Below are 13,740 nucleotides of genomic sequence, written 5' to 3'. Positions count from 1 at the left end.
GCCAGAGTCGCATGCGGGCGCCGGGTGCGTCGTCACCCCGGAGAGTGGATGTGCCCCGGGCATGCGGGTTGATCTGCCGTTCACACTCGGATGGCAAGCTTGAAACATGAACGATGCTGCCCCGGCGCCCACCCCCGCGCCCGCGCCCCGCCGTGCCCGTCTCCGTGCCCCCGAGCTGATCGGCAAGGGCGGCTGGCTGAACACCGGAGGCAAGGAGCTGTCCCTCGCCGAGCTGCGAGGGCGCATTGTGATCCTGGACTTCTGGACCTTCTGCTGCATCAACTGCCTGCACGTCCTCGACGAGCTGCGGGAGCTGGAGGAGAAGCACCGCGACACCGTGGTGATCATCGGCGTGCACTCGCCGAAGTTCGTGCACGAGGCCGAGCACGCGGCCGTCGTCGACGCCGTCGAGCGGTACGAGGTGCACCACCCGGTGCTGGACGACCCCGAGCTGGCCACCTGGAAGCAGTACGCCGTACGGGCCTGGCCCACGCTCGTCGTGATCGACCCCGAGGGGTACATCGTCGCCCAGCACGCCGGCGAGGGGCATGCCCACGCCATCGAGCGCCTGGTGGAGGAGCTGGAGGCCGAGCACGAGGCCAAGGGCACCCTGCGGCGCGGAGACGGCCCGTACGTGGCGCCCGAGCCGGTCGCCACCGACCTGCGGTTCCCCGGGAAGGCCCTCGTCCTGCCGTCCGGGAACCTGCTGGTCTCCGACTCGACCCGGCACCAGCTCGTGGAGCTCGCCGCCGACGGCGAGACCGTCGTACGCCGCATCGGCAGCGGGGAGCGCGGCTTCGGTCCGGACGCCTTCAGCGAGCCGCAGGGGCTGGCGCTGCTGCCCGACGGGCGGGTCGTCGTCGCCGACACCGTCAACCACGCGCTGCGGGTGTTCGACCCCGCCACCGGCGGCGTCGAGACCGTCGCCGGGACCGGCCGGCAGTGGTGGCAGGGGTCGCCGACGTCCGGGCCGGCCCTTGAGGTGGACCTGTCCTCGCCGTGGGACGTGGCCTGGTGGCAGGGCAGGGTGTGGATCGCCATGGCCGGCGTGCACCAGCTGTGGACCTGGGACCCGGAGACCGGGACGGTGGAGGTCAGCGCCGGCACCACCAGCGAGGGCCTCCACGACGGTCCCGCCCTGGAGGCCTGGCTCGCGCAGCCGTCCGGCCTCGCCGCCGCCGGCGACCGGCTGTGGATCGCCGACTCCGAGAACAGCGCCCTGCGCTACGTCGAGCCCGACGGGGACGGCGGCGGGTATGCGCTGCGGACCGCCGTCGGGACCGGCCTGTTCGACTTCGGGCACCGGGACGGGGACGCCGCCCAGGCCCTGCTCCAGCACCCGCTCGGGGTGACCGCCCTGCCCGACGGCTCGGTCGCGGTGTGCGACACGTACAACCACGCCCTGCGCCGCTACGATCCGGCGGCCGGCCAGGTCACCACGCTGGCCACCGACCTGCGCGAGCCCAGCGACGCGGTGCTGGCCGGCGAGGACATCGTGGTCGTGGAGTCCGCCCGGCACCGGCTGACCCGGCTGCGGCTGCCGGAGGAGGCCGTACGGGTCGACGCCGTCGCCCACCGCACGCAGCGCGCCGCGACCGAGGTGGCCCCGGGCACGATCCGGCTCGACGTGGTCTTCCAGGCGCCGAGTGGGCAGAAGCTCGACACCCGGTACGGGCCGTCCACGAGGCTGCTGGTCTCGTCGACCCCGCCGGAGCTGCTGGTGGCGGGGGAAGGGACCGGCACGGACCTGTTCCGCGAGCTGGCCCTGAACCCGGAGGTCACCGAGGGCGTCCTGCACGTCTCGGCCATGGCGGCGTCCTGCGACGACGACCCGGCGAACGAGTACCCGGCCTGCCACGTGCACCAGCAGGACTGGGGCGTGCCGGTGACGGTCGTCCCGGGCGGCGCGGAGCGGCTCCCGCTCGTCCTCGCCGGTCTCGACGCCTGAGGGGGCCGGGCGACCAGGCGCCGGGTGCGATGCCGCCGGCGCCGGGTCGGTCCCCTGTGGGTCAGCCGCCGAGGGCCTCGCGGACTTCCTCTCCCTTGGCGTCCTCGTGCCGGCCGGGCTCGGCCTGCTGCTCGGGCTGCCCGGGCTGTCCGGGCTCGGCCTGCTGTCCGGGCTCGGCCGGCTGCTCGGGCTGTCCGGGCTCGGCCTGCTGTCCGGGCTCGGCCGGCTGCTCGGGCTGTCCGGGCTGTCCGGGCTCGGCCTGCTGTTCGGGCTGTCGGGGCTCGGCCTGCAGCCCGGGCTGTCCCGGCTCGGCCGGCTTGTCCGCCTTCTCGGGCTTCACGGACGCTCCCGCGCCCTTGTCGATGTCGGCGACCAGCAGGTTGGGGTCCTTCACCTCCGCCACGAAGGACGCGGAGGGCACGTACGCCTTCTGGCCGCGGATCGCCACCGACGTCGGGCCGGACAGGCCGTCCTTCGCCGTCAGCACGGTGGTGTGGGTGCCGTCGGGCCGTACGAGCACCACCTCGTTCGGCGCGTGCAGAGCGGCGAGCACCGTCTCGTCGTGCTCGGCGAAGGTGAAGTCGTCGATCCCGGCCAGCCCCGATGCCCGGGTCTCGATCGCCCCGGGCGTCCCGTCGTCCTGGATCGGAATGCGCAGCAACGTGCCGGCGTCGGTGTTGGTGACCCACACGGCGTTGCGGCGCAGCTTGATGCCGTTGGCGCCGGCGAAGGAGGTCGGCTGGAGCTCGGGGCCGGTGGTCCACGGGATCACCGTGCGGTCCTTCAGGGAGATGCGCCAGACCGTGCCGAGGGCGGAGTCGGCCGCGTAGAGGAAGCCGAGGCGCCGGTCGTGCGCGAGACCGTTGGCGAAGGCGTCCGGCGGCAGGTCGGCGAACTTGGAGACCGTGCCGTCCGCCGCGATCCGGTAGACGCCGTTCTCCTCCGTGCCGGTGACGTAGTTGACGTAGAGGGTGCCGTCGTGGGTGCGCACGATCCCGGTGGCGATCGCCCCTCCGGCGGGCGTGTGGGCGTCGGCCACGTCGGGGAGGGTCGCGATGTCGCGGGTGGTGCCGTCCTTGTCGACCCGGACGACCTTGTGGGCGAGGGCGAGGGTCAGGTCGGCGGAGCCGTCGGGCTCCAACGCGATGTTCTCGGGGGTCTCGCCCTTGTCGTAGTCGGAGTGCGCGGCGATGCGCGGGTTCGAGAGCCGGAGCCAGTCCGCGTCCGTCAGGTCCGACGAGGGCGGCGGGGAGACCGGGGCCGCCGGGGACACGGGGGCCGCCGGGGACACCGGGGCCGGCAGGGGCGTCGGGGCCTCGGGAGGTGTCGGTGACGCGGGCGGCGCCGAGTCCGACGAGGGCACCGGGAGCGGCGGGGGCGAGGCCAGGGCCGGGGCGGGGGCCGCTGCGAGCAGGGCGAGGGCGAGGGCGAGGGCCGGGGCGGGGGTACGGAGCACGGGACTCTCCTTCTCGGCCGGCGGGCAGCCGGGCACGTGACGGGAGAGTCCAGAACAACATGACGCGGTGTCACCATCGTTTCATCACACCGCGGGCCGGGCGGAGATCCCCCGCCCGGCCGATACCCGCCTCAGCCCTCCAGGAAGGCGAGCAGTGCGTTCGCGAGGTGGTACGGGTCCTCCGCGCCGCACAGCTCGCGCGCGCTGTGCATGGACAGGATCGCGACGCCGATGTCCACGGTCTGGATGCCGTGCCGCGCGGCGGTGATCGGGCCGATCGTCGTGCCGCAGGGCATCGAGTTGTTCGAGACGAAGGTCTGCCACGGCACCCCGGCCCGCTCGCAGGCCGCCGCGAAGACCGCGCGGCCGCTGCCGTCGGTCGCGTACCGCTGGTTGACGTTGACCTTCAGGATGGGGCCGCCGTTGGCCCGCGGGTGGTGCGAGGGGTCGTGCCGCTCCGCGTAGTTGGGGTGCACGGCGTGGCCGGTGTCGGAGGACAGGCAGATGCTGCCCGCGAAGGCCCGGGCGCGGTCCTCGTACGAGCCGCCGCGCGCGAAGATGGAACGTTCCAGCACGTTCCCCAGCAGCGGGCCGTCCGCCCCGGTGTCGGACTGGGAGCCGTTCTCCTCGTGGTCGAAGGCGGCCAGCACCGGGATGTGGTCGAGCCGCTCGGAGGCCGAGACGGCGGCCAGGGCGGCGACGCCCGAGTGCACCGAGATCAGGTTGTCCATGCGCGGGCCGGCGACGAGCTCGCGGTCGCGGCCGAGGTACGCGGACGGCTCGATCGAGTGGACCATCAGGTCCCAGCCGGCCACCGAGCCCTGAGGCAGCTCCTCTTCCTCCTCCAGGAAGGCGATGAGGTCGCCCTCCTGCACCTCGCCCAGGCCCCAGATCGGCTGCATGTGGCGCTGCTTGTCGAGCTTGAGGCCGTCGCTGTTGACCGACCGGTCCAGGTGGACGGCCAGCTGCGGCACGCGCATCAGGGCGCGGTCCACGTTGACCAGCCGCTCGCTGCCGTCGCGCAGCGTCAGCCGCCCGGCCAGGCCCAGGTCGCGGTCCAGCCAGGTGTTGAGCAGGGTGCCGCCGTAGATCTCGACGGCGATCTGCCGCCAGCCGGCCGCCCCGGTGTCGGGCAGCGGCTTGACCCGCAGGTTGGGCGAGTCGGTGTGCGCGCCGATGATCCGGAAGGGCGTGTGCGCGGCGGCGCCCTCCGGGACGAACCACGCGATCAGCGCGCCGCCGCGGAGCACGTACCGGCCCCCGCTGCCCGCGTCCCAGGCGTCCGTTTCCGACACCTGCCTGAACCCTGCCTTCTCCAGCCGCTCGGCCGCATTGGCCACGGCGTGGTACGGCGACGGACTGGCCGTCAAAAAGGTCATCAGATCGTCGGTGTGGCCGCGGTCGAAGCGGGCTGGAGAGCTCATGTGGTTCACCTTAACGACGGTCGTGTTCGCCTTGGCCGGACTGCGGCGGATGGCCGAAACGCCGGTCCGGCGGGCTGTGTGGTCCACAGGTCCGGCGGCTTCTCAGCCCGGCGGCCGCTCGAATCGGCGCTGCAGCTGTCTGCGCTCGCCCCGGCGGATGCGCGGGAGCATCTCCGGGACGCTCGCGGAGCGCTGCGCGCGTCTCTTGCGTCCGGCGCAGAAGATACAGGCCTCACCGGGTGGCGCGTCCGGATCGACGGGGGCGCCGGGGTGCTCCGAGCAGCCGGTCGCGTTCCGCGGACGGGACAGCTCGCGGGCCACGATGAACGCCTTGTGCAGATCGTCCGCGATCCGTACGAAGTCGTCCGCGGGGGAGGAGAAGCCCAGGTGGAAGCGGCGCTCCTCCACGTCCTGCAGGTGCTTCCGCAGCGCCTGGAGGGTGTACGGCGGGTCGGGCACCGGATACCCCAGCCGGCGCTGCTCCCCGGCCGGCGGGGCGGCGGCCGCGGGCAGCCCGCGCCGGCCCCGGTCGCGCAGCCCGAGACGGCGGCGGTCGTTGCAGATCAGGCAGCGGCCCCAGCCGTCGGGCGCCTCGGGGTCGAGGGCGCCGTTGGGGTGCTCGGGGCAGCCCGTGTAGCTCTTGGCGGGGGCCAGCCCGGCCGCGGTCTGGAACGCGGTGTAGAGGGCGTCGGCCACGGCCTCGTACTCCGCGGGGTGGGCGCCCTCGTACAGCTCGCGCAGGTGGTCGCCGAGGCTGCCCAGGGCAGCCTGCAGCTCCTTGAGGGCGTATGGCCGCCCCGTCGGGACGGAGTACCCCCTGCCGTTGCCGTGCTGCTCCTGTGGACTCATGCCTACGAGCGTCCCATGAACGACTGACAAGGAGGGAAATCGCGAGGTCAGCGGGGTGCACGCGCAGGACCGCCGACAGTGGCCGAGGCCGCGGCCGCGTACACCGGCGGCCGGATCCCCGAGCGGAGGATCCGGCCGCCGTCGTACCCGTGTACGTGGTGGTGGTGCAGCGTGCGCCTTAGAAGACGGCCTCGTCGAGCTCCATCAGGGAGTTGTCGACGCCCTCGGCGAGCTGGCGCGCGACCGAGACGCCCGGGAGCATCTGCGACGCGAAGAACTTCGCGGCCGCGATCTTGCCCTGGTAGAAGGGGACGTCCTTGCCGGAGGCGGTGGGCAGCTTCTCGGCGGCCACGGCCGCGCCCTTGAGCAGCAGGTAGCCGACGACGACGTCACCGGAGGCCATCAGCAGGCGGGTGGTGTTCTGGCCGACCTTGTAGATGTTCTTGACGTCCTCGCCGGTGGCGGTGAGGTCGACGATCATCTGGCCGACGATGCCCTCGAGGTCCACCGCGGCCTTGGCGAGCGCGTCGCGGGCGCCGGCCAGCTCCTCGCCGCCCTCGGCGCCGGCCAGGAACTTCTTGATCTCCTCGGAGAGGAGGTTCAGGGAGGCGCCCTGGTCGCGGACGATCTTCCGGAAGAAGAAGTCCTGGCCCTGGATCGCGGTGGTGCCCTCGTACAGGGTGTCGATCTTCGCGTCGCGGATGTACTGCTCGATCGGGTACTCCTGCAGGAAGCCGGAGCCGCCGAAGGTCTGGAGCGACTGGGCGAGCTGCTCGTAGCCCTTCTCGGAGCCGTAGCCCTTGACGATCGGGAGCAGCAGGTCGTTCAGGCCGTGCAGGGCCTTGGCGTCCTCGCCGGCCGCCTCCTTGACCGCGATCTCGTCCTGCACGGAGGCCGTGTAGAGGACGAGGGAGCGCATGCCCTCGGCGTACGCCTTCTGCGTCATCAGCGAGCGGCGGACGTCCGGGTGGTGCGTGATGGTGACCTTGGGCGCGGTCTTGTCCATGAAGTTGGCCAGGTCGGTGCCCTGCACGCGCTCCTTGGCGTACTCCAGGGCGTTGAGGTAGCCCGTGGAGAGGGTGGAGATCGCCTTCGTGCCGACCATCATGCGGGCGAACTCGATGATCATGAACATCTGGCGGATGCCGTCGTGCTTGTCGCCGATCAGCCAGCCCTTGGCGGGGTGCTGGTCGCCGAAGGTCATCTCGCACGTGTTGGAGGCCTTCAGGCCCATCTTGTGCTCGACGTTGGTGGCGTAGACGCCGTTGCGCTCGCCCAGCTCGCCGGTCTCCCAGTCGAAGTGGAACTTCGGGACGAGGAAGAGCGACAGGCCCTTGGTGCCCGGGCCGTGGCCCTCGGGGCGGGCGAGGACGTAGTGGAGGATGTTCTCCTCCATGTCGTGCTCACCGGACGTGATGAAGCGCTTGACGCCCTCGATGTGCCACGAGCCGTCCGCCTGCTCGACGGCCTTGGTGCGGCCGGCGCCGACGTCCGAGCCCGCGTCCGGCTCGGTGAGGACCATGGTGGAGCCCCAGCGCTTCTCGACGGCGATCTGGGCGATGCGCTTCTGCGCCTCGTTGCCCTCCTCGTACAGGACGCCGGCGAAGGCCGGGCCGGAGGAGTACATCCAGACGGCCGGGTTCGAGCCGAGCAGCAGCTCCGCGTAGGCCCAGATCAGGGAGCGGGGCGAGGTGGTGCCGCCGATCTCCTCGGGCAGGCCGAGGCGCCAGTACTCCGACTCCATGAAGGCGTTGTAGCTCTTCTTGAAGGAGGCCGGGACCGGGGCCGTGTTGGTGGCCGGGTCGAAGACCGGCGGGTTGCGGTCGGCGTCCGCGAAGGACTCGGCCAGCTCGTTCTCGGCGAGACGGGCGATCTCGGACAGGATGCTCTTGGCGGTCTCGGTGTCCATCTCGCCGAACGGGCCGGTGCCGTACAGCTTGTCGCGGCCGAGCACCTCGAAGAGGTTGAACTCGATGTCGCGGAGATTCGACTTGTAGTGCCCCATGGCGACGGCTCCGTTAAGGCTCGGGAAGACGGGTTCCTCGTACATACCAATCGGTAACGTCATGATGCTACCCGTCGGTAATAAGACGCAACCCTTGCCCGATCACTGTGACCAGCGTCAAGCGGGGGAAGCCTGGCGGGAATGCGTGTCCACGGGGCGCGGGGCGATCGGTAGGCTTCGGTCCATGTACGGCTACGACCAGAACGTGAGCGCAGGGCAGCAGTACGCCGCCCCGCAGCAGACGGCCGGCGGGTACGGCGAACAGCCGCTGTACCCCGAGCCCTCGCCGCCGTCGCTCGCCGACGCCGTGCGGGCCTTCACGACCGGGTCGCTGTCCGCCGAGGACTTCCAGCAGATCTTCGCCACCTCGAAGGTCTACTGCCCGCGCGGCGACACCCCGGGCTTCCTGGCGCTGCACAACACGCAGCAGCCGGTCATCCCCATGTTCAGCACCCTCAAGGAGCTCCGCCGGTACGCCGGCAAGGAGTCCAAGTACTTCGTGATCACCGGCGCCGAGGTGATCGACCTGCTGCCGACCGGGTACGGCTTCGTCCTCGACATGGAGGGCGACCACCGGATGGTCTTCGACGCGAAGGCGGTCGAGCAGATGGTCGACTTCGCGATGCGCCGCATGTACGGCTAGTCGGTAGGCCCGACGGCGGGGCCGGACTGGCCGGACCCCCGTCCCGGGCGCGGGCGGTGCCGGCGGCCTTCTGGGGCTCCGCCCCAGACCCGCGCCTCAATCGCCGGCGGGGCTGGATCGGCCGGACCCCCACTTCGAATGCCGCGCGAACCGGCAAACCCAGCCCGCGCGGCGCTTGAGCGCACCCCATGCAGGCTGGGCAAATCCGGCCGCGCGGGCGTTTGAGCGCACCCCATGCAGGCCGGGCAAATCCAGCCCGCGCGGCGTTTGAGCGCACCGGGCGCGGAGCGCCCGGAACGGGGTGCCGGGCGGAGCCCGGGCGCCCGGCGGGGGCCGGGGCCGCAGGCCCCGGTTTCGGGAAGGGGCGGGGGGGGGAGCAGCTCCGCGCAGCGGCCCCGCCCCGCCGGGCCCGACCTTTTGCCGCGCCCGAACGGCGGCGGCCCCGCCCCGCCGGGCCAGACCTTCCGCCGGGACGGAACGGCGGCGGCGCCGGCCCCCACCTTTCGGCCGTGCCCGAAAGCATCGCGCCCCCCACGCACCCACCCGCACCATCGACCCCGCAGGGGGCGCACCACGGGGGGTCTGCCCCCCTGCCTTCCCAGACGCGTGCACACCGTCTTCAACAACCAGACCGACGGCTGGAAGCTCTGGCTGTGCAAGGGCAGCAACGGCGACCGGTGCGACTGGCTCCTGTCGGCCGGCGCCGCCACCGAGGCCGATCTCGGACCGTACAACTCCTTCGTGCTCACGCCGTAACGGCAGCTCCGGACCCATGGGGGACCCCGGGGAATTCCTCCGGGGCCCCCGCCGTTCTGCACGGGTGGCAGGAAGTTCGAGTTTCAACTAAACTCGAGGCAGAAGGAGGTCCCGACATGCCTGCAGTGACTGTGGAGAACCCGCTGACGCTCCCCCGCGTCGCGGAGCCGACCCCGGAGACCGCCGCCCGCAAGGTGCTGGCCGTCGCCACCGCCCCGGGCGGCTTCGAGGGCGAGGGATTCCCGGTGCGCCGTGCGTTCGCCGGGATCAACTACCAGTACCTCGACCCGTTCATCATGATGGACCAGATGGGCGAGGTGGAGTACGCGCCGGGCGAGCCCAAGGGCACCCCTTGGCACCCCCACCGCGGCTTCGAGACCGTCACGTACCTGATCGACGGAACCTTCGTCCACCAGGACAGCAACGGCGGCGGCGGTGTCATCAACGGCGGCGACACCCAGTGGATGACCGCCGGCTCGGGCCTGCTGCACATCGAGGCCCCGCCGGAGTCCCTCGTCGTGTCCGGCGGGCTCTTCCACGGCCTCCAGCTGTGGGTGAACCTCCCGGCCTCCGACAAGATGATGCCCCCGCGCTACCAGGACATCGGCGGCGGCAACGTCAAGCTGCTGACCACCCCGGACGGCGGCGCCCTGCTCCGGGTGATCGCGGGTGAGCTCGACGGCCACGCCGGCCCCGGCATCACCCACACCCCGATCACGATGATCCACGCGACCCTCACCCCGGGCGCGCAGCTCACCCTGCCGTGGCGCGAGGACTTCAACGCCCTCGCGTACGTGCTGGCGGGCCGCGGCAGCGTGGGCACCGAGCGGCGTCCCGTCCACACCGGCCAGACCGCGGTCTTCGGCGACGGCGGCTCGATCACGCTGCGGGCCGACGCCTCCCAGGACTCCCACACCCCGGACCTGGAGGTCGTCCTCCTCGGCGGGCGCCCGATCCGGGAGCCGATGGCGCACTACGGGCCGTTCGTCATGAACAGCCGCCAGGAGCTGCAGCAAGCGTTCGACGACTTCCAGGCGGGCCGCCTGGGGATCATCCCCACGACCGCCCGCACGGGCCTGGGCCACCGCGGCACCGGCCCGGTGGAGGAGGACTGACCGGAAGGCCGGATCGCCCTCCCGCCACCGCGAGGACCCACCACGAGGAAAGAGGCACGTTCCCGGTGCGAGCTCTGCGCTCGCCGCCGGGGACGTGCCTTCGCCGTTATCGGCGGGGTGCCGGGTCCAGGGCGGCGCGCATCAGGCGCCGTGCGCGGGAGGCCGCCGCGTCGTCGCCGAGGAGCTGGATCTCCTGGTTGGCGGCCATGGCGATGCCCGCCAGGGTGGACACGAGGTCGTCGGCGTCGAGCTCCGGGGCCAGGTCCCCGGCGGCCTGGGCGGCCGTGACCTCCTCGCGCAGGAAGCGCCGCCAGCGGGCCACCGCCTCGCGGACGTGGTCGCGCAGCTCGCCCGGCTGTCCGTCCAGTTCGCAGGAGACGGCCGTCACGAAGCAGCCGTTGGGGAACGGGCTGTCGGCCAGGTAGCCGCACCATGCGTCGATCACCGCGGTCAGGCGCGGCAGGCCCGGACCGGCGGCGCGGGCCGGGACCGCCACGGCCTGCGTGAACATGTCCACCGCCCGGGTGAGGGCGGCCAGTTGCAGTGCGGCCCGGGAGCCGAAGGGGCCGACCACCCCCGCCTTGCTCATGTCGAGCGCCTCGGCCAGCGAGCCGATGGTCAAGCCGGCCAGTCCCTGGCCGGACGCCTGGGTCACCGCGGCGCCGACGATGCGGTCGCGGGTGCGCTGCGCCTCTTCGGCTGACTTCCTCATGGCTCTCATCTTAGCGAACGCTCGTCTGCTATTTTGGCGAACGATCGTACGCCAAGTCGTCCACGGAAAGGACAACCGCATGCGGATCCGCTGGCTGGGATGGGCCGGAGTGGAACTCGAATCCCAAGGGGAGAGCCTGGTCATCGACCTGCTCGGCCGGCCCGAAGGGGTCCTGGAGGGAACCGCGCTCTCCGCGCCGCTGCCCGCCGTCACGCCGCCGCGCGCACAGGGCCACGTACTCGCCGGACTGTGCACCCACCTCCACCGCGACCACACCGACGCCGGCGCCCTGGCCCGGGCGCTGCGCCCGGGCGGCCCGGTCCTGCACCCCGAGTCCTTCGGCGGCGACGACCACGAGAACCTGTGGACCCTCAAGGCGGAGGCCGAACTCACCGCCCACGGCCTGCCCCGGCGGCCCATGGGGCTGTGGGAGACCACCCGGATCGGCCCGTTCACCATCGCCGCCGTCCCCGCCGTCGACACCCTCGGCGACCCCCAGGTCTCCTGGGCGGTCGAAGCCGACGGCAAACGGGTGATCCACCTGGGCGACAGCATGTTCCACGGCTACTGGTGGCGCGCCGCCCACCGCCACGGCCCCTTCGACGCGGTGCTCACACCCATCAACGGCCCGACGGTCTGCTTCCCGCACTGCCAGCCGCCCAGCCCCTTCCCCGCCGCCCTCGACGCCCGGCAGGCGGCCGTGGCAGCGCGCCTGCTCGGGGCGAGGACCGCGATACCGATCCACTACGACGGCTTCCACCTCGACGGGTTCTACGCCACCGAGCCCGACGAACTGGCCCGCTTCCTCGACGCGGCCGCCGACGAGCCGTACACCGTCCTCACCCCCGCCCTGGGCGAGGACCTGGACCTCTGAGCCGGCCACAGCACTAGCGGCGCAGGGCCTCGGCGGGCTGGGTGCGCGAGGCCCGCCAGGCCGGGTACAGGCCCGCCAGGATCCCGGTGACCAGGCCGATCAGCGGCGCCACGGCGACCGTCAGCGGCGACATCACCGGGGTCCAGTCCCGCAGCGCGGACACCCCGACCACGGTCAGCGTGCCCAGGGTGGTGCCGACCAGGCCGCCCACCGCCCCCTGCGCGGCCGACTCCGCCAGGAACTGGGCGGTGATGTGCCGCCCGCGCGACCCGAGCGCCCGGCGCAGCCCGATCTCGCCGGTCCGCTCCAGCACCGCCACCAGCGTGGTGTTCGCGATCCCCACCGCCCCGATGACCAGGCAGATCGCGGCCAGCAGCAGGAACAGCTGGTCGAGGTCCGAGGTCACCCCGGCGCGCAGGGTCCGCGGATCCGGCGGCGGGGCCGGGGTCAGCCAGTCGGGGTGGTCCGGGCGCAGCGCGAGGGGCAGCTCGGCGGCGACCTGCCGGGCCGCCCCCAGCCGGGTCACCACCAGCATCCGGGCCCGCTGGGCGTTGTCCGGCGGGCCCCACAGCTTCTCCGCGGTGCCCCGCGGCACGATCACCGACAGCAGCAGGTCCGGCCTGCGCTCGGCGCCCGCCGCGATGCCGATCACGGTGAAGGGGTGGTCGCCGATGAACACCGCGGGCCGGCTCTCCAGCGTGGTGATGCCGAGCCGGGCCGCCGTCGCCGCGCCGATCACCGCGACCTGCTCGGCGCGCCCGTCGTGGAAGCCGTCGTACGCCCGCCCCGATCCCAGGGCGAGCCCGGCCGCGCGCAGCAGGCCCGGCGAGGCGGCGACCACCGGGATCCGCTCGCCGGCCGCCCCTGCGACCGGGGCAGAGCGTACGGTCGTGTCGCCGAGCGGCACCGGCCAGAACACACCGGCCGCGCGCACCCCGTTGAGGGCGCCCGCCCGGGCGTCGGCATCGCGCGGGAAGGCGTTCGGCACCTGCCGGGCCAGTTGGGGGTCGCTCCCGCCCGCCGTGTCCTGGACGCCGACCTCGGTGGCCGTCAGCGCGTTGAAGCGGCTGTCGATCTGCGAGGAGGCGGTGGCGGTCAGCCCCAGGATCGCCACGAAGGTGCCGACCCCGAGGACGGTGCCGAGCCCGGTGAGCGCCGAGCGGGCCGGCCGCTGGAGCATCCCGGCGAGCGCCTCCGACAGCAGGTCGCGCAGCGACAGCCGGGACGGGGTGATCCCGTTGCGGGCAGCCCGGTCGCCGCCGTTGCCGCGCCTCATGCCGGGACCACCTCGCTCAGCACGCCGTCGCGGATGGACACCGTGCGCCGGCCGCGGGCGGCCACGTGCGGGTCGTGCGTGATGACCAGCAGCGTCAGCCCGTCGGCGTGCAGTTCGTCCAGCAGGGCCAGGACCGCCCCGGCCGTCGCCGTGTCCAGGTTGCCGGTGGGCTCGTCGCACAACAGCAGCGAGGGCTCGGAGACCAGGGCGCGGGCGATGGCCACCCGCTGGCGCTCGCCGCCGGACATCCGGGTCGGCAGGTGGCCGCTGCGGTGGCCGAGGCCGACCCGCTCCAGTGCCGTACGGGCCCGGGCGGCGCGCTGCGCGCGCGGGATGCCGTTGTAGACCATGGCGAGCAGGACGTTCTCCAGGGCGCTGCGGTGCGGCAGCAGGTGGAAGGACTGGAAGACGAACCCGATGCGCTGCCCGCGCAGCGCGGTCCGGTCGCGGTCGCGCAGGGCGCCGGTGTCGATCCCGTCGAGCAGGTACCGGCCGGTGGTCGGGGCGTCGATGAGCCCGGCCACGTTCAGGAAGGTCGACTTCCCCGAGCCGGAGGGCCCGACGACGGTCACGTACTCCCCGCGCTCCACGGTCAGCCCGCACGGCCGCAGCGCCTGCACCGGCGGCGGGCCGGGGTAGGTCAGGCCGACGCCCTCGAAGCGCACGACCGGGGCGCCTCCGC

12 protein-coding genes are annotated in these 13,740 nt (G+C 73.0%); 5 read left to right on the top strand and 7 right to left on the bottom strand.

Annotated elements, in window-relative coordinates; genetic code table 11:
- Positions 1-106 precede the first annotated feature (106 nt).
- On the top strand, positions 107-1,948 hold the full coding sequence (locus AB0F11_RS03075) for an NHL domain-containing thioredoxin family protein (protein WP_362167654.1): 1,842 nt from the start codon (positions 107-109) through the stop codon (positions 1,946-1,948).
- Positions 1,949-2,009: 61 nt separating this feature from the next.
- Here AB0F11_RS03075 and AB0F11_RS03070 read toward each other — a convergent pair whose 3' ends face one another.
- The 4 genes from AB0F11_RS03070 to AB0F11_RS03055 form a co-directional block, all read right to left on the bottom strand.
- Positions 2,010-3,404: a hypothetical protein gene (locus AB0F11_RS03070; protein WP_362167652.1), complete on the bottom strand. Its 1,395-nt coding sequence runs from the start codon at positions 3,402-3,404 to the stop codon at positions 2,010-2,012.
- Between the two features lie 131 nt (positions 3,405-3,535).
- Positions 3,536-4,828, bottom strand: coding sequence for a M18 family aminopeptidase (locus AB0F11_RS03065; protein WP_362167649.1), 1,293 nt, complete (start codon positions 4,826-4,828; stop codon positions 3,536-3,538).
- A gap of 102 nt (positions 4,829-4,930) precedes the next feature.
- Entirely contained in the window at positions 4,931-5,677 is a 747-nt protein-coding gene (locus AB0F11_RS03060) for a hypothetical protein (RefSeq protein ID WP_362167647.1), read from the bottom strand.
- Positions 5,678-5,855: 178 nt separating this feature from the next.
- Positions 5,856-7,682 carry an acyl-CoA dehydrogenase gene (locus AB0F11_RS03055; protein ID WP_362167795.1) on the bottom strand — a complete coding sequence of 609 codons (1,827 nt, stop codon included), beginning with the start codon at positions 7,680-7,682 and terminating at the stop codon, positions 5,856-5,858.
- A 184-nt stretch (positions 7,683-7,866) separates the two neighbouring features.
- Here AB0F11_RS03055 and AB0F11_RS03050 point away from each other — a divergent pair, with 184 nt between their 5' ends.
- The 3 genes from AB0F11_RS03050 (at position 7,867) to AB0F11_RS03040 (ending at position 10,196) form a co-directional block, all read left to right on the top strand.
- Positions 7,867-8,325 (top strand): SseB family protein, encoded by a 459-nt coding sequence (locus AB0F11_RS03050; RefSeq protein ID WP_362167645.1) that lies wholly within the window; start codon positions 7,867-7,869, stop codon positions 8,323-8,325.
- 606 nt (positions 8,326-8,931) lie between these two features.
- A complete protein-coding gene (locus AB0F11_RS03045) occupies positions 8,932-9,081 on the top strand; it encodes a hypothetical protein (protein ID WP_362167643.1) in 150 nt (49 codons plus the stop codon).
- Positions 9,082-9,197: 116 nt separating this feature from the next.
- Positions 9,198-10,196 carry a pirin family protein gene (locus AB0F11_RS03040; protein WP_362167641.1) on the top strand — a complete coding sequence of 333 codons (999 nt, stop codon included), beginning with the start codon at positions 9,198-9,200 and terminating at the stop codon, positions 10,194-10,196.
- Positions 10,197-10,302: 106 nt separating this feature from the next.
- Here AB0F11_RS03040 and AB0F11_RS03035 read toward each other — a convergent pair whose 3' ends face one another.
- Positions 10,303-10,908, bottom strand: coding sequence for a TetR/AcrR family transcriptional regulator (locus AB0F11_RS03035; RefSeq protein WP_362167638.1), 606 nt, complete (start codon positions 10,906-10,908; stop codon positions 10,303-10,305).
- A 79-nt stretch (positions 10,909-10,987) separates the two neighbouring features.
- Between AB0F11_RS03035 and AB0F11_RS03030 the strand changes: the two genes are divergently transcribed.
- Positions 10,988-11,782: an MBL fold metallo-hydrolase gene (locus AB0F11_RS03030; protein ID WP_362167636.1), complete on the top strand. Its 795-nt coding sequence runs from the start codon at positions 10,988-10,990 to the stop codon at positions 11,780-11,782.
- 13 nt (positions 11,783-11,795) lie between these two features.
- Here the strand turns inward: AB0F11_RS03030 and AB0F11_RS03025 are convergent, their stop codons facing one another.
- Both AB0F11_RS03025 and AB0F11_RS03020 read right to left on the bottom strand, forming a co-directional pair.
- The gene (locus tag AB0F11_RS03025) at positions 11,796-13,058 is read right to left on the bottom strand and encodes an ABC transporter permease (RefSeq protein WP_362167633.1); all 1,263 of its coding nucleotides are present in this window, start codon (positions 13,056-13,058) and stop codon (positions 11,796-11,798) included.
- On the bottom strand, positions 13,055-13,723 hold the full coding sequence (locus AB0F11_RS03020) for an ABC transporter ATP-binding protein (protein ID WP_362167792.1): 669 nt from the start codon (positions 13,721-13,723) through the stop codon (positions 13,055-13,057). Before AB0F11_RS03020 ends, AB0F11_RS03025 begins: the two co-directional genes overlap by 4 nt.
- Positions 13,724-13,740 lie beyond the last annotated feature (17 nt).

Origin of the sequence: Streptomyces sp. NPDC032472, from assembly GCF_040636955.1 — a bacterium.
Taxonomy (GTDB): Bacteria; Actinomycetota; Actinomycetes; order Streptomycetales; family Streptomycetaceae; genus Streptomyces.
The sequence above is the reverse complement of the archived record's forward strand: the minus strand, read 5'-3'. Positions and strand labels throughout refer to the sequence as shown.